The sequence below is a fragment of the Sorangium sp. KYC3313 genome, assembly GCF_052075895.1.
Classification (GTDB): Bacteria; Myxococcota_A; Polyangia; order Polyangiales; family Polyangiaceae; genus Sorangium; species Sorangium cellulosum_B.
This window is the reverse complement of record NZ_CP197255.1, coordinates 8207396-8229184: the sequence shown is the minus strand read 5'-3', so window position 1 is coordinate 8229184 and position 21789 is coordinate 8207396. Positions and strand designations below refer to the sequence as shown.

Below are 21789 nucleotides of genomic sequence, written 5' to 3'. Positions count from 1 at the left end.
ACGACTACCACTGGATCACGACCATGCCGGTTTGCCCCTCCGACAGGGAGATGCTGGTGTTCGTATCGCCTACAAACTGATTTTCTACGCGGATGTCGTGCGTGCCCGGCGTCAGGATGAGCGTCGCCGTGGAGTCTGTGCCCACGAGCTTCCCGTCCACGAAGATCCTCCCACCAGGGTAGGCCACGAGCGACACCGCGGCCGGCTTCGGGGGCGGGGGCGGGGGCTCCGGCGCAGGCTCCTCGTACGAGCCCCTCCATCCCGACTTGTAGCCGCCGGAGTAGTGGCTGCTGTGTGATCGGTGCGACTGATGTGAGCGATGGGATCTGTGGGCGAGATACATCGGCTGTTCGATGCTGGGCGCGGCGAGCAGCAGCGGGTCGTCGCCGTCGACGTCGTCGTCGGGCCTTCGAGGCGCCTGCGCGAGCGCGCTCGGTACGAGCGTGTTCGAGGACATCGCGCTCTGGATGATCGCCATGACGGCCGTTCCGAGGGCGACGAGGGGGGACCGCGGAGCCACACCGTAGTATCGTCGGGGCTAGGCCGCGGCGTCAAGGCCACGTAGCTGGCGAGACGAGCGTGTAGCCTGTACAGATGTGGAGGAGGCGGCGGCGAGTGGTAGGGGTCTCGTGAGCTCTACACCGGTCGCCTGAATCAAGGTACGCTTCCGCGGGATGGCTTCAACGCCGTACCGGGACGAGGAGCAGGGCAACGCAGCCGCGAGCATCGACGTGCGGACCGCGGTGCGAGCGTGGGCTCGCACCGTGTTTGGTGCTCCCCGACGGCTCGACGAACTGGTCACCTCCGTGAGCGAGCGCGACGAGGTGATCACGCGCGTCGCGACGACGGTGAGCCGCCGCGACCTCGTTCCGCAGCGCATCCCCACCCACGACCGCAGGAGGCGCAGCGCGAGCCCTGCGGATCCCGCGTCGCTCGATCCTTTCAGCGGTACGATGGAGGAGCTGCGTACCCGTACGGAGCATGTCGATCGCTGCGCATCATGCAGCGGCAGCGGTATCGGCCCGTGCCCAGCATGCAGGGGTAGCGGCAAGCAACCCTGCGGGAACTGCTCCGGGAGCGGGAAGGTCCTGAAGCACTACAAAAAATCAAGCAAGTACATCAACTGCTCGGTGTGTCGCGGCGGCGGCGCCGTCAGCTGCGGCGGATGCTTGTCGAAGGGGACGATCACCTGCGCGGGCTGCTCGGGGAGCGGCCAGCAGCTCGTCTGGTGGACGTACCGAGAGAGTGTGCGCGTTGTCGTACAAATTTCCACCGACAGCCCCATTGTTGACGCACACCCGCAGCTGCTGGAGGAGCGGTTTCTTGGGCCATCGGACCTGGAGGCGTTCGTGCTGCTCGCCTCCGTGGAGGGCGAGGGGAGCATCGCCGGAGGAAGAGTCTCGCCGGAGGACGACGTTGCGGTGCGAAGGCAGACGCCCGCGCTCGATCTTCGGATTGAGCGGATCCGGGCGCAGCAGCTTCTCCGCATCGGGGTCATCCGGCGCGACGTGCACTACGAGATGTGTGGCACCGAGGGGACCGTCGTGCTGTCCGGCGCGAGCCTCGCCGGGGCCTCGACGCCGGCAGCCGTGAGCCCTGTCCAGCGCCGTCTGATGCTCTGGGGGCTCGCGTCGTTCGTGCTGCTCATCGGCGGCAGCTGGTACATGTCGGCCCTGCTCGGCCCGACCAGTTATTTTCGCTCCGTCAACCGGATCATCGCATTTTCCTCGTTGGCCGGCATGGCCGTGGCGATCGTAGCCGTTGGAGGTTTGCTTCGCGCGCTTCGCCCCGGCGTCCGCTTCTGGCCGCTTGGCGTCGTCGCGAAGCTTGCGATGGGGCTCAGCGCTGCGGCGCTTCTGCTCTGTCCCGTGGTCGGTTATTGGGGTAAACCGAGCACGGAGGAGCTGCAGCAAGCCGTCGCCGCGGGAGATCTCGACCGTGCGCGGCTCGTCGCGGAGGCTCTTGAAGCTACGGAGCCTTCCGAGAAGGTGGCGGGCGCCATCGACGAGCTCCATTTCGCAGAGGCGGAGCGGCTCTCCGGTGATGCGCGTCTCGAGAAACTGGACGCGATCGCGGCGCGGGACGGCAGTCATGCTGGCCGTGCCAGGGCAAGCGCGCAACGAGCGCGCGTCGAGGCGATCGAGGCGGCGCTCAACGCGAACCGCGCTGCGGATGCCGTCGGGCTGCTCAAACGCTGGTCGTCGGAGCTCTCCGATGCCCCGGATGTCGGCGAGCTGAAGGCGCGTGCGTTCGAGGTGCAGGGAGCCGCCTGTCCCGACGACGTCTGCCGGTTCGGCGCGGTGAGGGGGGCCAAGGCGGCCCGCAGCTCTCCGGAGCGCGAGGCCGCGCTCGACTCGGCGCGGCGCAAGGTGATCGAAGGGCTCGACGACCGAACCGTCCCTGCGGGCGATCTCCTCTCCCGGGTACGCTGGCTTCGAGCCTTATCGAAGCTTGCTGTGATGGCGGAAAGGAGCGCCAGTGGCGATGGCGAGGTGCAGGAGAAGGCGAACGCCGCGTCTGCCTGGGCGCGCACCGAGCTCGGCAAGGTGGCCCTGATCGGCGCGCCGGTGCCTGTCGTGGACGAGCTCCTCGAGCGGGATGCGGGCTCCGCGAGCACGGGGTGGCCCGAGCTGAAGGGCGTGTCCGTGTATGCTGCGAAGGTTGGAAGCGTCTGCTCCGGCCTTTTCGTGGTCGGGGCATCGCCGGGCTTGCGGTCTCTCTACGGCAACGAAGAGGGGCTCCGGCGGCTGCTCGCGCAGGCGACGGGCCGACCCGGAGCGACGTTGCGCGCGCGTGCGGCGTCTGCGAAGGCGCATTCGGTCTCAACATGGGCTGAGGGCAGCACACCGGTGATGGCGCGGTGGAGCGACACCACGTTGATGGAGTTGCGCATCGGGAGGGCGAGTCCGTGAGCAGCTGCACGCTTTTGCGCGCTCAGCTCGCGGAGTAGCGGGCTGTTTGCCTCGCGCTCGCGGGAGAGAGCCGGCGCCAGGACCCTATGCTCTGGCGAACCGAAGCGCTTTCTTGTCCAACTGAACGGCCCACGTGGAGTGCACGGGCCGGCGTTGTCAACGGGAGGGGGCGGGGGAAATCGACCGAGGCCGTGTCGGGTCCGCGGGACCTTTTGCGGGAGTAGGGGAAAGAGGGCGCGATCCGCGCGCTCCACGATCGCCTTCTGCCCGAGGTACACGCCATGAACACGCCGTCGTCGCTCGCCCTTTTCCTGTCGCTCCTTCTCGCCGCGGCCGGCTGCGGAAAGGACGAGCCCGTCGAAGCCGAGACGCCCGCGCCCGCGCCGGAGGCCCTGCGGGGGAGCCGCTACTGCGAGATCCTGCTCGGCGACGCGGATCTCGTCGCGGGATCGGTGACGATCGACGTGTACAACACGCAGGGCCTGAACGAATGCCCCCAGGCGGCGTGGGCCGCGGTCGACGAGGCCGAGGTGAAGGCCGAGACGATGGCGGACGTGGTGGTCCTGAACGGCCCGCGCCACTGGATGATCGACAGCTTCGAGGGCTCGAAGGTGCTCGACCCGGAGGTGCGCACGCTCGGCGGCATCGAGATGCGCAAGACGGGCACGCTCGCGCTCGCGCTCGCCGAGGCCGCGGGCAAGGCGAAGCCCTACGAGACACGCACCGTGCGGCGCGACACGACGTGGGGCTACGACGCGGGCAAGACGGTCTACGAGCTCGTCGATCCGGAGGGCGCGGTCTACGACATGCAGTCGTACAGCGTGCAGGAGGTGCAGCAGGACGAGGCGTCGCTCGCGGAGCTCGGCGAGACATTGACGCTCCCCGACGGCTGGGCCTTTCGAACGCGGGTGCTCGACGAAGAGCTCGAGGTGGAGGCGGTGGACGGGCTCGCCGTCGTGGTGCAGGACGAGCTCGGGAATACCTATCAGCGCTCGCAGCAATAGCGAGCGGCAGCTTCTCGACGGCCAGCACGGCCCGCGCTTCGTCGGGTAGCACTCCTCGCCATCACGCGGCGTGCTCGATGCGAGGGGCCGCGGCATCGACAGGCGTGCGCGGTGATAGGATCGCGCTCGATAGGCGGTCGCGACGTGCCGACGGGAGCATTGCGCAACAGCGCAATCCGTTGCGGGTCATGACGGGGCATTGCGCTCAGCTCCTCGCTGTCTGAGACGTTTCGCCGAGACATTCACGCATCTCGCGCCGGCACGTGGGTTGCCATGCCGCCCCGCTGCAACGAAACCACGGCGTGTCGCCGCGGCGGCAGGCCAGAACCCATCAGACATCACAGGAGGTTTCCCCCGTGAGTGAATCACCGATGTTTTCGACCATGGTTCTCCCCCAGGAGCTCGTCGCGGACGACGTGATCGGTCTCCGAGATCAGATGAGCGCGCGGATCGCGGCGGTGCTCCGGCCGAAGGGCGGTAAGCGCAAAGAGGGTGACGCGCCGCTGCCCAAGGGGGTCGAGCCCGTCGCGGCGCTGCCGCCGCACATCGACAGACCGTGGAAGCGGTTCGAGGCGGCCGCGACGGAGCTCCAGGGGTTCCGCGGCCTGCGGGCGAGCGCGCAGGCCGACCAGCGCCATTCCGGGGCGAGCGAGGCCGAGCGGAGCGCGGCGAACACCGACAGCGACGACCGATGGCGCGCGCTCGAGCAGTGGAACGCGGGAGCCGCCGGGCTCGCGGAGGATGGGCAGACGCCGTCGCCGTCCGACGCGCGCTGGCTGTACGGGCAGCTCTTTCCGGCGCCCGAGGGGCTTCGCTTCATCACGCGCCGGCCGCGGGTCCAGTGGGCCGCGATGGTGCAGCGGATGAAGACGCTGGAGGAGGAGCGCGCCCAGGCGGTGATCGAGCAGCTCGGCGGGACCCGGCACTACCGGCAGCTCGTCGCTGCCCACGCGCGCTTCGGCGAGGCCTACGGCTTCACGACCGTGGTGCTCGCCAAGGACGGCGGGCCGACCGATGGCCGGCCGCAGTGGAGCGCCGCCCGGGATGCGCTGCGGAGCCTGATCCAGAAGATCGAGAGCCACGCCGACCCGGACATCCCGGGGAGCGAGGCGCTCGCCGCGTTCCTGCTGGCGCCCTACGTCGAGATGGTCGACGACCTCGCGAAGCCCCGTCGAAGAGCATCCGCGACAAAGCCCGAAGCCGTCTCGACGCCACCGCTCGGGGCGGGCGGGACGCCGTGAACCCATCCGGGTGAGCCGGCTCCTCCACGCGGGAGACGAGGTGCACTCGTCTCCCGGTGGACGTGGCTCCAAGAAAAGACGGGTGGCACTCGTCTCCCGGTGGACGGTGGCTCCAGCAAAAGACGAGTGCACTCGTCTCCCGGTGGACGTGGCTCCAAGAAAAGACGAGTGGTACTCGTCTCCGCGGTGGAGAGGCCCCCCTCCGGCCCTGCGACCCCGTCGGCCAGCTAGCAGGTCTCCATCTGACCGGGACAGCGCTGCGCTAGAGCTGGTCGAGGCTAAGCTTGGTGAATTCGCCGACAATTCGCGCGTCGATCAAGCCGAGCCACTGCCCAGCCAGGTAGCTCGCGAAGCTCGGGTCCTCGATCAGGACGCCGACCTCGATGTTCCTCTCCTGGCCTCGCTGCGTGAAGTTCGCGCTGGATAAGGCCTTCGCGCTGTCGACGACGACGCACTTCGCGTGCAGGCTGCAGTACGGCGGCCCGGGGGCGAGCGCACGCTTGTCGTAGTAGAGGCGCGAACGGGGCTCGCCGAACGGCCAGCTCTCGGCGAGGAACTTGCTGAAGTACCGCGTGAGGTGCGCATCCGGTCGTACTCCGCGCTGCGCAAGGGGCGCTCCGACGTCGTGGTGGTGGCCTCGTTCTCGGCGCGGATCGCCGCGAGCACCTTCTCCGCCGGAGCCCCGCGGATCGCGCTCGCGACGTGCTCCATGAGCCCGGCGATCATCGAGAGCTGCTCCGCCGTCGTGATCTTCTGGACGGCCTTCCACACATCCTTCTCCCGCAGCCGCAGCCGCAGCCGCAGCCGCAGCGGGTCGGGCTCCGGATCCGGCAGGCGCAGCGCGCTAACGACCTGCCCGAAGTACGCATGCGACGCCGTGCGGACGAGCAGCTCGCCGGCTGTCGGGCACGAAGGGGCCGACGAGATCGGCTTCGAGGGCCTCGACGAGGTGCTTGCAAACGTCGGCAGGGGTCACCGCAGCAGGATCGCGTCCATGCTGGCGTGAAGGCAACCCTTTGGCGTGCTCACCGGAGCCGCTCCTCGATGACGCCGAGCATCTCGGGGAGGCGCGCGGGCTGCTGCTTCATCCACGTCTGGAAGAACGCGGCCCGCGCGGGGCGGCCGTACTGCTTCGGCGCGTGCTTCTGCTGGAGAGCGCAAAAGGCCTTCCACGCCTGCTCCCGCAGCAGGGGGAGGTCTCCAGAGTTCAGGCCGAGCGTCTGGTCGACATCGGCGCTGAGAGCGGGGTGATCCGATGTGATGAAGAGCCCCTCGTGGATGTCGCGGCGCTCGTACCGAAGCTGAATGCACGAGGCTTGCACGGTCGGGTCGACGGTCAACGCCGTCGATCCCTGCGCGGCGTCGCAGCTCCTCGTCCGCCATCCCGAGCGCTGCCCGCCGTCGCACGAGCCCAGGAGGTTCCTCCACGAGAGGGCCTGCGCTGGATCGACGTCTATTGGCGTGCGGTGGGCGATCTTCATCGTGCGCTCGCCGCGAGCGTCGGCGGCGTCAGGGGCGATACGGCGCATGCAGAAGGCGCAGAGCCAGCCCTGCTCGTGCGCGAGGTCGGCGCGTACGCGACCCTTGTCGATCTGATCGAACGCGGTGCGAGCTCGAGCCACCGTGGAGAGGTCGGTCGTCGATGCGGTGCGTGTCTCCGTGACCGTCGCCGGCTCGGCCCCCTTCACGATGTGCCTCACGAAGCGGCCTCGGTGGTGTCTTCAGGCGGCAGGAGCTGCTGGTAGAAGAAGACGTCGGGGTCGTCCCCCTCGATCATGGTGGACAGCTCACGGATGAGCTGGCGCGCCTCGTCGAAGCGGTCGGCATCGATGGCGTCGCGCAACAGGTTCAGCTTGGCCGCCACCTCGGGAGGCCGCCCTGGATCGCCGAAGGCCGCCTCCAGGATGCGGTTGGTGTCGCGCCGCCATGTGCCGCGGTCGAGCGTCCGGAGCTCGAAGCGCTCCAGGACGCGGACGTTTGCCGCGTGCAGCGAGGAGAGCACCTGGGGAGAGTGGGTGGTGATGATGAACTGGGCCCGCGGGAACACCTTCTGGAGCCGCGGCAGGATCACCCGCTGGAGCCCGGGATGGAGGTGGAGCTCGATCTCGTCGATCAGGACGACCGCGGGGTGCTCGAGCGGGTTCTCTATCTTCGGCGCCGCGAGCGCCATGCGCCGCGCGAGGTCCCCCGCCATGGCGAGGAGGCACTTCTCGCCGTCCGAGAGCTGGGCGACGTCGAGGCGCGTGCCGTTCAGCTCGACAGTCATGCGCTGCGGTCGCCGCTCGATACGGACCCTACGCGCGCCGGGCAGGAGCGCCTCGATCGCCCTGCGGACGACCGGCAATGGCGACGGCGTGGAGGAACCGTCGAGGCCTTGCTCCTCGTGCAAGATCTCGAGGACCTGCTGCTCGTTGAGGATGTCTTCTTCCTGGCGAAACCATTCGAAGAAGCCCCGGAAGTTGCTCGCCCCGCCCTCGAGTGCGCCGTCGTAGGCGCTCACCGCATCGAAGGCGTGGGGCGTGCGGATCCGCTCCGGGATGTCGAGCGCGCTCCGGTTCGTGGGGAAGTAGACGACGAGCGGGAGGAAAGGGGAGCCGAGCGCGATCGTGGCCTGCGCGGCCGCGACGGGCTCATGCAGCGCGTCGAGCGCGCTCGGCGCTCCAGGCGGGTGCCCCGGCAACGTCTTCGCGATGCTCCACTGGGTAGGCTGCACACTGATCTCCGCGGTCAGCGAGAGCTGCGCCGTCGATGCTCCAATCCGGACGTCGCTCGCACTTGGCGCGATGGTTTCGGGCTCTTCCGAGCGGATGCTCTCCACGAGGCACGAGAGCAGGAGCGCGAGCGCGTCGAGGATCGACGTCTTGCCGGCGCCGTTGACGCCGACGAGCGCGGTGACGTCCGGCGAAAAATCGAGGTCGAGGCTCCTGAAGCCCCGGAAGTCGCGGAGGGAGAGGCGGGTGATCTTCATGGTGCGGACGGCGTGACCCTATACCGGAGAACGAACGCGTGGCGAGCCCGGAGGGCGCGGTCGAGGTCCCCAAGCACGCGCGCAGGCTCTGCTCAGGAGAGCTCTCGGTGCGCGGTCACGGATTGGTCGACCTCGCGAAGGGAAAGGGTCCGGCATGCCCCTACGTTCACACCCTGAGAGGGCCGCGTGGACGCCGCTCGCGAGCGTGCGTACGGCGCATCGCGTCAAGGAGGGCACCATGCAGGCGTGGGTGGATCCCGTGGGGCGCTCGTGTTGACGGGGGCATCGTCGCTGCGCTGGTGCCGGCATGCACGATCCTCCTCCGCCCGTCCGATGGGGAACGAGATCGAGAACGTCCGCGGAGCACCCGCCGCCGGCTCACCCCGACGAGGACAGCGAGACGGACGACGACGTGGAGGACGATGACCTTGTGGCTGGAGCCTACATTCTGATCCCGCACGGCTGGGGCCCCGGCAAACCTCAATGCACTGCCAGCACCAACGACGACGACTGGCCGGGGCACGGGATCTATTTCTGGGAGTACGCACCACAGCAGGCATGGTGGTGGGCGCGCCGCCGCTACGGGGAGGATGACGCGGCCGTCGTGGGCGCCATGATCCACCTCGGGAGGTGCCTCGACCTGCTTGATCCGGTCAACGCCCGGCTCCTCGGGACGGCGCCCTGACCCGGGCTCTCACCGCGACATCGGTGGAGGAGGACATCGCTCTGCTGAAGCGCGCCGGCATCCTCACCAAGGAAGGCAAGCTCGCGAAGCGGTATACGAGCTGGGGGGACAAGGTCTCCCGCACACCGGAGATCAACGAGCGGGGCGAGATGGAGGGGTGAGCGCACGGCGGCGTGAGGCGTTCGTCGAGGCCGCGGCAGACCCGGCGCGAACTACAAGCCTCCCGAGGGCTACACGTTGAAGACCGGCTACGATACCGCATGATCGTCCAGCCCAAACAGCACGAGCTCCTGAAGAGCCTGTCAGCGCGCGCGCTCGCCACGCTCGATCTCGGTCCCCGCGACGCGCCCGCGTCGATGAGCTTGGACGAACTCCGCCGCCATCTCGCTGGAGCGCGGCTGCCGGCCTGGGATGCTCTCTTCGAGCTCCACGCGCAGCTCGCTGGCATCGGTTCCCGGCGCGCGCCCGGACAGGCGGATCTGTGGCTCTTCCCCGGGGTCGACCATCCGGCGATGCGCGCCCCGCCGCTTCGTGCCCGATCCGGCGCGATCCTCGCCGTCCCCGTCGGCCAGGCGAGCCTTGGGGGCCGGACCTTCCCGTTGCTCGCCGATGAGCGAGGCGCCCTGGTGCACGCGAGCGGCGCGCCTGCGGCCACGTCAGCTCGCGGGCTGATCGAGGTGCTCGCGTTGCTCGCCGATCGTGAGCCGGTCGAGGCGCACCGCATCCGTGCCGCCTTTCGCCCGCGCCTCGGCGCACGGCTCGCGGAGGCGCTGGCCGCGCTGCCGGTGGTGGAAGCAAGCGACACGTCGCACACCTTCTGGGTCTATCCGGGGGGCGTGATCGCCGATGGTCACCCTCTCCGTGACGATCTTGCAGGCGAGACCTTCGTCTGGACGAGCTCGCTCGCGGACGTGGCCCGTTGCATCGAGACGGCTCGCGGCGCCGCCTCCGAGGAGGCCGGCGTCGACGTGGCGGGGCTCGAAATGCTGGAGGATGCTCGCCCGCCGGAGGAGGCCCCGAGGCCGCTCTCTCCCGAGGAGCGGCGCGCGCGCGGTGCCATTCGGACCCTGTCGGAGGAGCCGGGGCAGGCCGGATACGTCTACGCCAAGCGATCGGGCCGTGACCTCGAGATCGAGGTGTCACGGGAGCACGCAGGGAGCGTCCTCAAGGCGGAGCAGCTCTACCACGACGGCCGCATGGTGCTCGACTATGCCAACCCGCTCGAGGCGCTGCGCCCGTACCTCTCCGACCGCACGCTGGCCTATTACGCGACCATCGATCTCCGGTGGGACGCGGGCGACACCTGCTCGCCCGGAGAGCTCGCCGCGCTGTTCCATGCGGCGGGGATGGAGCTGTCCGAGCCGATCGCCGCGTTCGAGAAGACGTGCGGTGGATTGACCTTCGCTGGGCTCTCCTGGGGGATCTATTCCCACGTCAAGCGCGGTTTCGCCTTGCGAGCCATCGAGGGGCCGATGGCTGCGCGGCTCGTGCACGTCGGCCATGCGACGGACACCGACAGCAACTATTACCTGGATCGAGAAGGCACGTTGTACGTGGACGCGAGAGAGATCGGGCTGTCGCCCTCGCCCGTCGCTGCATCCTGGTCCAGATACTTCGAACGAGTCTTCACCGCTGGGCGGGTCTCTCCGTCCCGCCCGTTCTCCCTCGAGACGTTCGAGCGTGTCGGCGGAGCCTTGGCGGATGCGTTCCATGTGCCCGTGCTCGGGTCCGGTACGGACCGTTATGCCTCCGTCTGGCTACGCGAGGAGTTCGAGATCTACGAGCAGGTGAGCGACATCTTCCATGCGGCAGGGCGGCCGCGCACGGTCGTCGTCACGGCGCAGCTCACCGATCTCGTGCAAGCGCTCCGCGGTGTCCTTGATGCGGCGCCCAGCGCGACGTTCTCCCTTCGGACTCCCAGGCCTATCGAGGACCGCCCCTTGCCGAGTGAACCGCCCGCTCTCTGCGCCCCGCTCCACGACGACGCGCGACGGCTCTCGCGGCGTGAGCTCCGTGTCTACGGCCGACCCGGCGCCCCCAGCCTCTGGATCGGCGACCCCGGGCGCGGCAAATGATGTCCGAGGTTCTCGTCCCCGGACGCCGCGCGGACAGCCGCTGTTGCGGCGCCATGACCAGGCGCCCGTCGGAGCTGCCGGAGCTGCCGGAGCGAGGGGGCGGCGAGAGGGGGCGTCGCCGGGCCGCGGAGAGGGGATGTTCTCCTCGCTCCCTGGAGATCCATGCCAATTGAACGGGAGGGGGCGGGGGGAAATCGACCGAGGCCGTGTCGGGTCCGCGGGACCTTTTGCGGGAGTAGGGCTCGAGGTGGAGGCGGTGGACGGGCTCGCCGTCGTGGTGCAGGACGACTTCGGGAATACCTATCAGCGTTCGCAGCAATAGAACGCGAGCCCGCGATTTGGACCTCGAGGCGGGATGACGATGGCAGACAGGAAAAGCTCGACGTCTAGCGAGCCTCTCCAGCGTCTGGACCTCCGGGGCCCGGAAGACGGAGTGCGGTGCTACGGCTTCGCCGGTGGGAGCGAGGCGGTCCACCCCGTCCACCAGAGCGGAGGATCGAGGTCACGGGAAGCCGCAACCGCCCAGGCGAGCGCCGCGGAGAGCGCGCCGCGCTCGACCAGCACCCGCAAGAGGGCGTGTAGCCCGATGATCCTGCCAACGTCGCCTGGGAGCTCACGGAGGTACCGAACCATGGGAACGCTCTGGCTCACGCGCTCGTGGGCAAATCATCCCAGGCGGTCAGCTGCAGCAACTCCCGCGCGCGCCCGGCGGAGATCAGATCGCGATCGAGCGCTTCGAGCACGCGCCGGGTGAGGACATCGTGCCTGGATGGATCCCACAGTGGGACGGCTGCCGCCGAGCCACCGCTCGTACGCCTGGCCTGCTCGATCACGGCTTCTTGCTGGAAGTGGACGATGTACTCGCGACTGACCAGATGGTTCACCGTGATCTCGATGGGGGTCTCGAAGTGCTGCCGGGTCCGAGCCAGCAGATCGAGCGCTTTGGACGTGGCCATCTCGTACCGGGGGGACCCAGGAGCTGTCGCAGTCCCTCCGCGGTCTTCACCGATCGGACGCGGGACGTGATGATCACCGACATGCAGCGCCTCGTCGTCGAGATGACGCCGGACGGCCCGCGCGCGTGGAACGCGCTGCCGGGCGGCCAGCGCTTCGACCCGGAGAGCCCGCGCCACGCCGACGAGGCGCTGCCCGGCGGCCTCGCCGCTACGCCGCGCCGCCGAGGCGCGCCTCGAGGTACCGTCGCGCCGCCTCGAGCGCCGCGGCGGCACCTTCGGGCCGCGAGCCGCCGGCCCACGCCACCTCCGGTCCGCCCTCGGCGCTGCCCTCCACGGCCGGCGCGGCCTGCGCCAGCACCTGATTCGCCTCCACGCCGCGCTCGACGAGCCCTCGCGTGGCCGCCGCGACGAGCGTCGCGGTCCCACCCTCCGTGCCCGCGAGCGCCACCGCGGTGCACGCGCCGGCCTTGCACAGCTGCTCCGCGAGCGCGCGCAGCTGCTGCCGGGAGATCTCGCCCAGGTGATGGACCACCACGGTCGCATCGCCCAGCCTTGTCGCGCCCTCGAGCAGCTGGCGCGCCACCGTCGCCCGCTGGGCCCGCGTGGACGCCCGCCGCGAGCGCTTCTCCTCGTCCCGGCGCCGCGAGAGCCCCTCCAGCCGCTGCCGCAGCGCCACCGCCCGCCGCGGGGGGCACGCCCATTCTTCCAGCGACCTCGCGAGCGCCGAGACGCGGTCGGCCAGCGCGCTCCCCTCCAGCGCCGACGCCGCGTCCACCTCGCGCTCCAGCGCGTCGAGATCCCGGCGCAGCCGCTCCGCCGACTCGCCGGGCGACATGAACGGCGGGGCGAACGTCTCGGGAATGCCATCGAAGCCGACGACGGCCTCGTCGATCCCTCGCAGGATCCCGCGGGTGACCTTGAGCAGCACGTCGTTCGCGAGCCGCTGCAGCAGACGCCAGCCGAGGCGGCGCCGGGAGGGCAGGTGACGGACGTAGAAAGCGTTGTAGCGGGGGACCGGCCGGTCCCCTCGCAGCGCCTTGAAGCCGTCGGCGCCGCCCCCCGTCTCGATCGCGATGCCCCGCTCCAGCGCCTCCTGCATCAGCAGGCTGTTGAGGATCCTGTACAGCCCCACCTCTTGAGGTCTGGCCAGATCGTACCCCGCCGCGGGAGAGTAGAGGACATCGCCCTTCACCATGAAGCCGTAGAACGTGTCGATACGGCCGTCCTTCACGAGCAGCCGGAGCCGGACCATCTCCCCGCGCAGGCACACCTCGAAGAACGCGGGCGACATGGGCGGATTGGTCCTGTACTTCTCGCGGTTCAGCATCTGGTACAGCTCGGCCAGCCGCGGGGCGCAGCCGGGCATGTCCCGGCCGTCCACCACCTCGTAGCCGGAGGCCGCCAGCAGCCGCGCGTCCCGGCGGCGGTTCTCGCGCACCTTGCGGCTCAGCTCCACCCCGTAGGGCAGGAGCATGCGCGTGTACGACATGTACGTGAACGCATAGCCCTCCTCCTTGAGGCGGTTGAGCAGCGGCGCGTGCGTGGCCGGGCTGAGCGCCGGAAAGACGATCGCGTGCTCCGGATAGCGCGCCGCGAGGAAGTCCGTGATCCGCCGGATCTGGCCCGCGCCGAGCGGCGGCGCCATGTTGCGCAGCGAGGGCCAGTTGTCGACCTGGATGCACATGTCGATCTGCGTGGCCTTGAGCAGCGCGCCCAGGCCGAAGAGCGCGCTGCTCGCGCCGGACGCCAGGGCCGGGCTCCAGTCCAGCGTGGCGATGGCGGCGCGCTGGCTGGTGATGTAGCGCGCGAACAACGAAAAGAAGTAGGAGTTGCCCTGGTCGGCGTCGTTGATGGACAGCGGGATCAGCAGATCATCGACGCTGAGCAGCCGCAGCGTGCTCCGATCACCGAAGAACGCCTGGGGGCCTCGCTGGAAGAGCGGGACGAGGAAGCCGCGCGCCTTGCGCCCCTCCTCCGTGTCCGGCCAGGGGGCCGCGTCGATGGTACTCGCATCGTAGAGCTTCATGGTCCGCCGAGGCCTCGTCCAGCGCGCGCTCCGGTGCGTACTGCATCGCGCGGACGGCCGCCGCGGCGAGCTCCGGCGGGATGAGCCGGCGCGAGAAGACCATGCTCGGTCGGTGGTGTCAAGGCGCGGACCCGCGGCCCAATCGACGCTCTACGACGATCGCCGCGACGTCCGGGGTGACCGGATTTTTCATGACATGGCGACGATGCTCGTAAGTTTATGTGAACACTGTGCCCGAACTTCGACAGGACTTCGATTGAGAAGGACGCGTCTCTGCGTATGGACTTCAAAGTCCGTCTCGAGTATATGGCCGTCGGATGCTCGGCGACACTGAGTACAAGCGGGTCCCAAAGCAACTCCTGGCCGAGGCGCTCAAGCGTGGGGCTCATGCGCCCTTCGATCCGCTGCTGTGCGCTTACCAGTACCTCTTCGAGCGCCTCGCGGTCCCGCGCACGGGCGTGCTCCACCTGGGCGGCCACATCGGACAGGAGCTGCCGATGTACGCGGCGCTCGGGTTCCGCCGCGTGGTGATGGTGGAGCCGCTCGAGCGCGAGTTCGCGCAGCTCCAGCGCCGGGTCGACGCGTTCAACGCGACGTGCGGCCCGATCGCGGACTTCATCGATGACCCGGTTCGCCCCCGCGCGTACGCGGTGCGCTGCGCGGTCGCGGACCGCTCGGGCGAGGTCAGCTTCTGCCGCACGCACATGACCTCGCTGTCGTCGCTCTCCAGGCCGGTGCCGGAGAACTTCGCCGAGCAGTGGGAGGAAGCGCGGTCCCTGCCCTGGTACAAGCGTCCGGTCGGGTGGCTGACGACCGCGCTGCAGACCGCGACCGCGCTGAGATACCAGGAGATCAAGGTGCCCTGCACGACCCTGGACGGGCTCGTCGGAGGGCTCCCGTACGGCTGGCGAGCGTCGGACTTCAGCTACCTGCGCATGAACATCCAGGGGGCCGAGCTGCGGGCGCTCCAGGGCGGCGCGCAGACGCTGGAGCACGTCAGGCTCATCGATCTCGAGACCAACATCAGCAGGAGGTACGAGGACGCGCCGGCCCGGCAGGACTTCGATCGACTGCTGTCCGGCCACGGCTTCTCGTGCGTCTTCGCGTACCGCATCGGCGGCCTCGGCAACCTCGTGTACGCGCGCACCCGAGGGGTGGCGCAGGCCTGAGCCGCACGCATGGAGAACCCGATGAGCGACGCCATCATCCGTTTGCCCCGCGGCTACGACGCCGCGCGGATGCAGTCCGAGCTGCGGCTCCTGGAGGACCTGGAGCGCGTCTCCGCCGGGTACGCCGGCGAAGGGAACCGCGCCTGGGAGAGCATCAGCCTCATCGCTCCCGGGGGGCGCGCCCGGGCCGGCGACGGACACCAGCGGCTCGCCGAGCAGGCGAGCGACGACTACGCGCCGACCGAGGCGCTCCGGCGCGCGCCCTACCTGGCCGAGATCCTCGACGGCCTGGCCTGCCCGAAGCGGCTGGTTCGCCTGCTGTCCCTGGGGCCGGGCGGGATCATCGCCCGGCACCGAGACAATTTCGTCTCGTTCGAGGAGGGCATGTTGAGGCTCCACGTCCCGGTGGTGACCCACCCGGACGTCGACTTCTTCATCGATGGAGAGCGGTGCGACTGGAAGGAGGGAGAGCTCTGGTACGGCGACTTCTCCCGGTTCCACAGCGCGCACAACCGCAGCCCGATCACCCGCGTACACCTGGTCATCGACCTCCTCGTCAACGAGTTCGTGCTCGGCCTGTTCCCGCGCGATTTCGTCGAGGCGCAGCGCGCCCGCGGGATCAGGATGGCCGGCGAGGCGCGCCGTGACGACGCGCTCCTCCAGCGCTTCGCCTTCAGCTTCCGTCTGCCGGCGGGCTTCGTGCCGCCGGGCACGTCCTACGAGCCGCTGCCCGCGCCCGTCGACGGCCGCGTCCAGGTGCAGGACGGCACGCTGATCGTGATGGTCAACGAGCAGCCGCTCTTGCGGCTGGAGCCGGCGTCGGGCGGGACGCTCGCGGTCCACGGGCTGGCGCCCGGCACCGTCATGGAGTGCGATTTCGACGGCGGGCGCGTCGTCGGCGCCACCCTGATCTCCGGCGTGGATGGTTCCCGGTTCCACCTCCACGTACAAGCCCCCTGACCCTCGGGTCGGCGCGCGGCCCTTCATGTCACCTCGATTCGCAATGCCCCTTCTCTTCGTGGAGTGGAGAACACATGAACACGGATGAAGACGTCACCACGGCCAGGTTCGCGGCGCTCGACAGGAAGCTGAAGGCCGCCTGGGAGGACCTGTTCGCGCGCTCCCGGCTGATCAAGACCATCCAGGAGGGGCGCATCGACAAGCAGCTGTACGCCATCTACCTGATGGAGACCTACCACTACACGCTGCACAACGCGCGCAACCAGGCCCTCGTGGGGGTCCGCGCGCTGGACATCGGCATCCCCTACCTGAAGTTCTGCTTCGAGCACGCGACCGAGGAGACGGGGCACGAACACATGGCCCTGCACGACCTGCTCGCGCTCGGCCTGCCGAAGGAGGCGCTCAAGATCCCGCCGCCCCTGCCGATGACCGAAGCGATGATCGCCTACCTCTACTGGGTCTCCGCCACCGGCAACCCGGTCCGCCGGCTCGGGTACAGCTACTGGGCGGAGAGCTCGTACGACTTCGTCATGCCCCTCGTCAACAAGGTGAAGGAGAGCCTCGATCTCAAGCCCGCGCAGATGACGTTCTTCGTCGCGCACTCGAAGATCGACGAGGATCACGCCGCGCAGGTGCGCAGGATGATCGCCCAGAACTGTACGACCGACCAGGACTGGCAGGACATCGAGCGCGTCATGACCACCAGCCTGCGCCTGATGGGCAACATGATGGAAGAGGTCTATGCGGAGTACGAGCGGCTGCAGAAGGAGCAGTCGCCGGGCTATGCCTTCCTCGGTCTCATGAAATGAGCTCGGACGCCAGGGCAGCGGCCTACTTCGACGAGCAGCTCAACTACTCGCTGGGCGATGAAGACTCCTCGGTCGAGCTCGCGGTCCTGCCCGCGCGGGCCCGGCACGTCGTCGCCATCGCGGGCTCGGGCGGGCGGGTGCTCCCCCTGCTCGCCCGGTCCCCGAGGAAGCTGACCTGCGTCGATATCTCCAGCCCGCAGCTCGCCTTGACGGAGATGCGGCTCGCCGCCCTCCGCGCGCTGGAGCACGAGGAGTACGTCAGCTTCCTCGGCTACCCGCCGCGGCCGATGACGCCCGCCGAGCGGCGGGAGCGCTTCCAGCGGCTGGAGCTGTCCGCCGGGGCGCGGAGCACCCTGGAGCGGATCTTCGAGGCGAGCGGCTGGGCGCGCATCGTCTACCTCGGTCGCTTCGAGAAGACCATGGCGCAGCTCTCCAGGGTCAACCGCCTGCTGACGGGCCGGGCGGGGCAGCGACTCTTCGAGGCGACGGACCTCGAGGCGCAGCGGGCCTACCTGGCCTCCTCGTTTCCGCGCGCTCGCTTCCGCGCGGTCCTGCTGCTGCTGGGCAACGCCGCCGTGCTCAACTCGCTGCTCTACAAGGGCGAGTTCCCCAAGAAGAACCTCCCGGGGAGCGCGTACGGCATCTACCGGGGCATCTTCGACAGGCTCTTCACCCAGCTCCTGGCGCGCGAGAGCTATTTCCTGCAGCTCGTCTTCTTTGGCGAGCTGCGGTACGCCGAGGGAAACCCGATCGAGTGCGACCCAGCGATCTACGCGCAGGCACGCCGCGCCCTGGCCGAGACCGAGGTGTCTTACGTGAAGGGCGATGTCCTCGAGGTGGTCCGCGGCGCCGGCGACGCGGTCGATTTCCTCTCGCTGTCGGATGTGCCGACGTTCTTCAAGGGCCCCCTCGAGCACCAGTTCCTTCAGCAGGTACGGCCTGGCCTTGACCGCGACGCCCTCGTCGTCACGCGGGGGCACCTCCGCGTCGTGCGGCCCGAAACCTCTGGATTCCAGTCTCTGGCCTCCCAGTACCAGGAGACCATCGACCGGGAGCGGACGCAGCTGTGGCAAGTACAGATCTATCGCGCATCCTGACGCCGACCGCGCCAGCGCCGGCGGCGTCTCCCTCGCGGCGGGGCGGCTCGCCGCTCTGCGAGCTCGGGGGGATCTCGGTCCACGCGGCCCGGCTCGAAGACGATCCCGAGTTCGTCGAGCACATCGTCCAGCTCCGGGCCATGGCGTTCGGCGAGGGCGAGTCGTGGAACTACGGCCTGGATCTCCAGGACCGACAGGCCATCCAGATGGTCGCGTTCGACGCGACCGGGCCGGTGGGAGCGCTGCGGCTGTGCCCGGGCGACGAGCTGCTCGCTCGGCACGGCGTCGAGGGCCTCTACGTGAGCTCGGGCTGGGAGCTCGAGCTGGGGGCCGAGGCGTTCTTCGATACGGCCGTGGAATACGGGCGGTTCTGGGTCGTCCGGGGGCACCCGCGGACCCGGGGTATCATCGACGCGCTGCTGGCGTCGATCAGCGCGTTCGGCAGCGCCCACCCGAGGTACCAGAACGTCTTCGGGACCGTGGCCTTGCTGGACCACGCGCCGGAGTCGTGCCGGCTCGTCGTGGATTACCTGCGCCGTTATCACCTCTCCGACGTCCGCAGGGTGCGACCCCGCCGCCCGCTCGGACCCGACGCGAGCGCGCCTCCGCCGCTCGCTCCGTCGCTGCCGCCGCAGCGCAGGGCCTTTCGCCTCCTCGTCCAGCAGCAGAGAAAGGCCGATCCGGACCATCCGCTCCCGGCCCTGCTCCACCTGTACCTCAGGCAGGGCGCCCAGATGCTCGGGGATGTGACGTGGGATGCCAGCGGGCGAAAGCTGCTCATCCCGCTCTACGTCAGCATGGCGACGTTCCAGGACTACGCAGTGCGGCTGCGGGGGAGCTCGGGCGGCTCGCCCGGACCCGAGTCCGGACCCGAGCCCGACTCCGCAGGCCGGCCGTGGAGCAGCGACGATGAGATCCTCTAGGCCATGTCCCTCGCGCTGACGTTCCATGGCTCCGTGAGCCACCTGAGCGACGCGGAGCTGGATGCGCTCACGGCCGGAGCGGGCGTGTTCTTCGGCCGGCGCTGGCTCCGGATGCTGGACGCCGTGGATCTCGCCTTCCTGGTCCGGGGGGAGCTGTCCCTGCGGTATGCCATCGTCAGCCAGCAGGGGGTCCCGATCGCGCTGTGCCCGTTCTTCATCACGCGGAGCAAGACGATCCACCCCCACTACTCGCTGGAGAAGTTCTTCTTCACAAGCTGGAAGGCGGATCTCGAGCGCCTCAACCCCGGCAGCGCCCGCTGGAGCGGGCTGGCGATCGCCGTGGCGGATGCCTACCGCCGGCTGGCGTGGCTCTCGGGGGCCGGGGCCGACGGCGCGGTGGTCGTGGCGAGCCCGCTCAGCCTGCGGGGCGGCGTCCTCTGCGCGCCGCAGCCGGCCCCTGTCGCGGAGCGGGCCCGGAAAATGGTCGTCGAGGGGCTCCGGGAGCTCGCGGCGAGCGAGCAGTGTCCGCTCTACTTCTACGGTGTGCCCGAGGAGGACGTCGCGCTGCGCGAGGCGCTCACGGGGGCGTCCTTCCAGGAGCTCTTCCTCTTCCACGACAACCTCGTCGACGTCCCCGGTGAAGGCCTCGAAGATTACCTGGGCAAGTTCAAGAGCGACGCCCGGCGGCTGCTGAAGAAGGAGATGGCCCAGGCGCGGAGAGAGGGCGTGCGCTTCGAGCGCGTTTCCCGGCTCAGCGAGATGGGGGGCCACTTCGAGCGCTTCTACGAGGTGACGTATTCCCAGTACGGCAAGGAGCACTTCCGCAATCCGGCCTGGTTCTGGGCTGCGCTCGAGCGGCACGTCTCCCCGGAGGCGGAGGCGGTGGTGGCCATGAAGGGCGCCGAGCCGGTCGGGTTCTCCCTGCTCCTGCACAAGCAAGAGGATCTGTGGTTCTACCGGGTCGGGCGCGCGGAGACCGGCGCCTCGGCGTCGGCCCTGTATTTCAACCTCGCCTTCTACGAGCCGGTGCGCCGGGCCTATCAGCTCGGGGCCCGGAGGCTCTGGCTGGGGCCTGGCGGGTACGAGACCAAGCGGCGGAGGGGGGCGCGGCGGCATGCGGTCTCCGGGTTTCTCTGGATCCCGCGGCGCTGGTCGCGCACGGTCTTGCGACCCTACCTGTCCCTCTTCTCCCGCCTGAGCCGGGCCCAGGTGCAGGGCGACCCCCGGAGCGCTCACATGGGCGGGGCCCCCTGATCAACGCTCGCATGGGCGGGGCCCCCTGGTCCGGCCGAGACTGGAACGCTAAGGTGCGCCGAATGTACATCCCCAGGTCGTTCCACGAGCAGGACGAGTCGGAGCTGCTGGCGCTCATCGGCGAGCACGGCTTCGCGACGCTGGTCACTGTGGAGAACGACGTCCCCTGTGCGACGCACCTGCCGCTCCTCGCCGAGCGGGACCCCGAGGGACGACTGCTCCTCCAGGGCCATGTGGCGCGGGCGAATCCGCAGTGGCGGGCGTTCGCGCAGCAGGGGGAGGTGCTCGCCATCTTCACGGGGCCGCACGCGTACATATCCCCCTCCGTTTACAGGCGGCCCGGCGTCCCGACCTGGAACTATGCGGTTGTCCATGTCTATGGCACACCCAGCATCGTCGAGGAGCCCGCGAAGGTCCTGAGCTCGCTGCGGCGGCTGGCCAGCAAGTACGAGGCCGGGAGGGACAACCCCTGGAGCCCCGATGACGCCGAGGCGGTCGTGCGCCAGCTCTTGGGCGGCATCGTCGCGTTCGAGATCTCCGTGACCCGGCTGGAAGGCAAGTTCAAGCTGAGCCAGAACCGCGACCCGCAGGATTACGATGCCGTCATGCGGTTCCTGGAGCTCGGCCGTCCACGCGGCGGCGAGGGGCTCGTGGAGCTGATGGGCGCGCGCAGGCCGAAGGGAGACGACGCGTAGAGGTCTGGTCGTAATCCTCGCTTTATTGTTGAATCCCTCGGTGGCGCCATGGGCGAAGGCGCTCCGTGCGCGGAACCAGTTGAGCAGGAGCTCTCGCCCAGCTGACCATGAAGCGGTGGTGATGCGCCGGCGGAAGCGTTGCGCAACAGCGCAATCCGTTGCGGACCATGACAGGGCATTGCGCTCAGCTCCTCGCTGTCTGAGACGTTTCGCCGAGATATGCCCGCATCTCGCGCCGGAACGTGGGTTGCCAGGCCGCCACGCCGCAACGAAACCACGGCGTGTGGTGGTGGCCTAATTTGCCCCGGAGTGATTCACATGAAGGCGGGAAGGCGGGAAGATCATTGATCTTTTCTTCCCGCCTTCCCGCCTTCATGTTCAAATTAGGCCACCACCCGCCAAGGAGGGCGGGCGCGGGCCGACCGATGGCCGGCCGCAGTGGAGCGCCGCCCGGGATGCGCTGCGGAGCCTGATCCAGAAGATCGAGAGCCACGCCGACCCGGAGATCCCGGGGAGCGAGGCGCTGGCCGCGTTCCTGCTGGCGCCCTACGTCGAGATGGTCGACGACCTCGCGAAGCCCCGTCGAAGAGCATCCGCGACAAAGCCCGAAGCCGTCTCGACGCCACCGCTCGGGGCGGGCGGGACGCCGTGAACCCATCCGGGTGAGCCGGCTCCTCCACGCGGGAGACGAGGTGCACTCGTCTCCCGGTGGACGTGGCTTCAAGAAAAGACGAGTGGGACTCGTCTTCCGGTGGACGTGGCTCCAGCAAAAGACGAGTGGCACTCGTCTCCCGGTGGACGTGGCTCCAAGAAAAGATGGGTGGCACCCGTCGCCGCGGTGGAGATGCCTCCAAGGTACGAGCGCTTCCTCCGCTGCGCCGGGGAGAGCGCCGGCCCAGCGGCCGGCATGGGTGAGGTGTTCTTGAGCGGAGGCAGGAGTTGCCCGTCGCGGGGGAAGCCGATATCCGTGATTTTTCAAAGCAGCCGCCCTGAGGGCCGAGCAGCATGCTCACTA

The 21789-nt window shown here is 69.3% G+C and carries 20 protein-coding genes; 14 read left to right on the top strand and 6 right to left on the bottom strand.

Annotated features, from left to right (window positions below; all coding sequences use genetic code 11):
• Positions 1-4: 4 nt before the first annotated feature.
• On the bottom strand, positions 5-520 hold the full coding sequence (locus ACSRUE_RS31665) for a hypothetical protein (RefSeq protein WP_441286849.1): 516 nt from the start codon (positions 518-520) through the stop codon (positions 5-7).
• 244 nt (positions 521-764) lie between these two features.
• Between ACSRUE_RS31665 and ACSRUE_RS31660 the strand changes: the two genes are divergently transcribed.
• The 3 genes from ACSRUE_RS31660 (at position 765) to ACSRUE_RS31650 (ending at position 5157) form a co-directional block, all read left to right on the top strand.
• The gene (locus ACSRUE_RS31660) at positions 765-2912 is read left to right on the top strand and encodes a hypothetical protein (RefSeq protein WP_441286848.1); all 2148 of its coding nucleotides are present in this window, start codon (positions 765-767) and stop codon (positions 2910-2912) included.
• A gap of 281 nt (positions 2913-3193) precedes the next feature.
• A complete protein-coding gene (locus ACSRUE_RS31655; RefSeq protein ID WP_441286847.1) occupies positions 3194-3916 on the top strand; it encodes a hypothetical protein in 723 nt (240 codons plus the stop codon).
• A 383-nt stretch (positions 3917-4299) separates the two neighbouring features.
• Complete coding sequence (locus ACSRUE_RS31650) at positions 4300-5157, top strand: hypothetical protein (protein WP_441286846.1); 858 nt, start codon at positions 4300-4302, stop codon at positions 5155-5157.
• 262 nt (positions 5158-5419) lie between these two features.
• Here the strand turns inward: ACSRUE_RS31650 and ACSRUE_RS31645 are convergent, their stop codons facing one another.
• Positions 5420-5623, bottom strand: coding sequence for a phospholipase D-like domain-containing protein (locus ACSRUE_RS31645; RefSeq protein ID WP_441293152.1), 204 nt, complete (start codon positions 5621-5623; stop codon positions 5420-5422).
• 111 nt (positions 5624-5734) lie between these two features.
• Between ACSRUE_RS31645 and ACSRUE_RS31640 the strand changes: the two genes are divergently transcribed.
• Positions 5735-6163 carry a hypothetical protein gene (locus ACSRUE_RS31640; RefSeq protein ID WP_441293203.1) on the top strand — a complete coding sequence of 143 codons (429 nt, stop codon included), beginning with the start codon at positions 5735-5737 and terminating at the stop codon, positions 6161-6163.
• A gap of 19 nt (positions 6164-6182) precedes the next feature.
• Here the strand turns inward: ACSRUE_RS31640 and ACSRUE_RS31635 are convergent, their stop codons facing one another.
• Together ACSRUE_RS31635 and ACSRUE_RS31630 are read right to left on the bottom strand one after the other, a co-directional pair.
• On the bottom strand, positions 6183-6857 hold the full coding sequence (locus tag ACSRUE_RS31635) for a hypothetical protein (protein WP_437767980.1): 675 nt from the start codon (positions 6855-6857) through the stop codon (positions 6183-6185).
• Positions 6854-8125, bottom strand: a complete 1272-nt coding sequence (locus tag ACSRUE_RS31630) for an AAA family ATPase (RefSeq protein ID WP_441286845.1) — start codon at positions 8123-8125, stop codon at positions 6854-6856. The genes ACSRUE_RS31635 and ACSRUE_RS31630 overlap by 4 nt, the downstream gene beginning before the upstream one ends.
• A 430-nt stretch (positions 8126-8555) precedes the next feature.
• Here ACSRUE_RS31630 and ACSRUE_RS31625 point away from each other — a divergent pair, with 430 nt between their 5' ends.
• The 3 genes from ACSRUE_RS31625 (at position 8556) to ACSRUE_RS31615 (ending at position 10885) form a co-directional block, all read left to right on the top strand.
• A complete protein-coding gene (locus ACSRUE_RS31625) occupies positions 8556-8810 on the top strand; it encodes a hypothetical protein (protein ID WP_441286844.1) in 255 nt (84 codons plus the stop codon).
• Positions 8811-8833: 23 nt separating this feature from the next.
• On the top strand, positions 8834-8971 hold the full coding sequence (locus tag ACSRUE_RS31620; protein WP_437767978.1) for a hypothetical protein: 138 nt from the start codon (positions 8834-8836) through the stop codon (positions 8969-8971).
• Positions 8972-9070: 99 nt separating this feature from the next.
• Complete coding sequence (locus tag ACSRUE_RS31615) at positions 9071-10885, top strand: hypothetical protein (protein ID WP_441286843.1); 1815 nt, start codon at positions 9071-9073, stop codon at positions 10883-10885.
• Between the two features lie 647 nt (positions 10886-11532).
• On the opposite strand, the gene ACSRUE_RS31610 is transcribed toward ACSRUE_RS31615, so the two are convergent.
• Both ACSRUE_RS31610 and ACSRUE_RS31605 read right to left on the bottom strand, forming a co-directional pair.
• The gene (locus tag ACSRUE_RS31610) at positions 11533-11841 is read right to left on the bottom strand and encodes a hypothetical protein (RefSeq protein ID WP_441286842.1); all 309 of its coding nucleotides are present in this window, start codon (positions 11839-11841) and stop codon (positions 11533-11535) included.
• Positions 11842-12049: 208 nt separating this feature from the next.
• Entirely contained in the window at positions 12050-13867 is a 1818-nt protein-coding gene (locus ACSRUE_RS31605; protein ID WP_441286841.1) for a DHHA1 domain-containing protein, read from the bottom strand.
• Between the two features lie 317 nt (positions 13868-14184).
• On the opposite strand from ACSRUE_RS31605, the gene ACSRUE_RS31600 reads away from it, so the two are divergent.
• The 7 genes from ACSRUE_RS31600 (at position 14185) to ACSRUE_RS31570 (ending at position 20774) form a co-directional block, all read left to right on the top strand.
• Positions 14185-15036, top strand: a complete 852-nt coding sequence (locus ACSRUE_RS31600; protein WP_441286840.1) for an FkbM family methyltransferase — start codon at positions 14185-14187, stop codon at positions 15034-15036.
• Between the two features lie 21 nt (positions 15037-15057).
• Positions 15058-15996 (top strand): aspartyl/asparaginyl beta-hydroxylase domain-containing protein, encoded by a 939-nt coding sequence (locus ACSRUE_RS31595; protein ID WP_441286839.1) that lies wholly within the window; start codon positions 15058-15060, stop codon positions 15994-15996.
• A 74-nt stretch (positions 15997-16070) separates the two neighbouring features.
• Positions 16071-16805: an iron-containing redox enzyme family protein gene (locus tag ACSRUE_RS31590; RefSeq protein WP_437767967.1), complete on the top strand. Its 735-nt coding sequence runs from the start codon at positions 16071-16073 to the stop codon at positions 16803-16805.
• The gene (locus ACSRUE_RS31585; RefSeq protein WP_441286838.1) at positions 16802-17902 is read left to right on the top strand and encodes a DUF3419 family protein; all 1101 of its coding nucleotides are present in this window, start codon (positions 16802-16804) and stop codon (positions 17900-17902) included. Before ACSRUE_RS31590 ends, ACSRUE_RS31585 begins: the two co-directional genes overlap by 4 nt.
• On the top strand, positions 17872-18825 hold the full coding sequence (locus tag ACSRUE_RS31580) for a hypothetical protein (protein WP_441286837.1): 954 nt from the start codon (positions 17872-17874) through the stop codon (positions 18823-18825). The genes ACSRUE_RS31585 and ACSRUE_RS31580 overlap by 31 nt, the downstream gene beginning before the upstream one ends.
• 3 nt (positions 18826-18828) lie before the next feature.
• Positions 18829-20079, top strand: coding sequence for a GNAT family N-acetyltransferase (locus tag ACSRUE_RS31575; protein ID WP_437767964.1), 1251 nt, complete (start codon positions 18829-18831; stop codon positions 20077-20079).
• A 62-nt stretch (positions 20080-20141) separates the two neighbouring features.
• Positions 20142-20774 carry an FMN-binding negative transcriptional regulator gene (locus ACSRUE_RS31570; protein WP_437944268.1) on the top strand — a complete coding sequence of 211 codons (633 nt, stop codon included), beginning with the start codon at positions 20142-20144 and terminating at the stop codon, positions 20772-20774.
• The last annotated feature ends 1015 nt before the right edge of the window (positions 20775-21789 follow it).

What these genes read in the sequence shown, in the direction of transcription:
- ACSRUE_RS31655 (WP_441286847.1), top strand. Translation starts at nt 3,194, where the DNA reads ATGAACACGCCGTCGTCGCTCGCCCTTTTCCTGTCGCTCCTTCTCGCC.
- ACSRUE_RS31650 (WP_441286846.1), top strand. Translation starts at nt 4,300, where the DNA reads ATGGTTCTCCCCCAGGAGCTCGTCGCGGACGACGTGATCGGTCTCCGA.
- ACSRUE_RS31630 (WP_441286845.1), bottom strand. Translation starts at nt 8,125, where the DNA reads ATGAAGATCACCCGCCTCTCCCTCCGCGACTTCCGGGGCTTCAGGAGC.
- ACSRUE_RS31615 (WP_441286843.1), top strand. Translation starts at nt 9,071, where the DNA reads ATGATCGTCCAGCCCAAACAGCACGAGCTCCTGAAGAGCCTGTCAGCG.
- ACSRUE_RS31610 (WP_441286842.1), bottom strand. Translation starts at nt 11,841, where the DNA reads ATGGCCACGTCCAAAGCGCTCGATCTGCTGGCTCGGACCCGGCAGCAC.
- ACSRUE_RS31605 (WP_441286841.1), bottom strand. Translation starts at nt 13,867, where the DNA reads ATGAAGCTCTACGATGCGAGTACCATCGACGCGGCCCCCTGGCCGGAC.
- ACSRUE_RS31600 (WP_441286840.1), top strand. Translation starts at nt 14,185, where the DNA reads ATGCTCGGCGACACTGAGTACAAGCGGGTCCCAAAGCAACTCCTGGCC.
- ACSRUE_RS31595 (WP_441286839.1), top strand. Translation starts at nt 15,058, where the DNA reads ATGAGCGACGCCATCATCCGTTTGCCCCGCGGCTACGACGCCGCGCGG.
- ACSRUE_RS31590 (WP_437767967.1), top strand. Translation starts at nt 16,071, where the DNA reads ATGAACACGGATGAAGACGTCACCACGGCCAGGTTCGCGGCGCTCGAC.
- ACSRUE_RS31585 (WP_441286838.1), top strand. Translation starts at nt 16,802, where the DNA reads ATGAGCTCGGACGCCAGGGCAGCGGCCTACTTCGACGAGCAGCTCAAC.
- ACSRUE_RS31575 (WP_437767964.1), top strand. Translation starts at nt 18,829, where the DNA reads ATGTCCCTCGCGCTGACGTTCCATGGCTCCGTGAGCCACCTGAGCGAC.
- ACSRUE_RS31570 (WP_437944268.1), top strand. Translation starts at nt 20,142, where the DNA reads ATGTACATCCCCAGGTCGTTCCACGAGCAGGACGAGTCGGAGCTGCTG.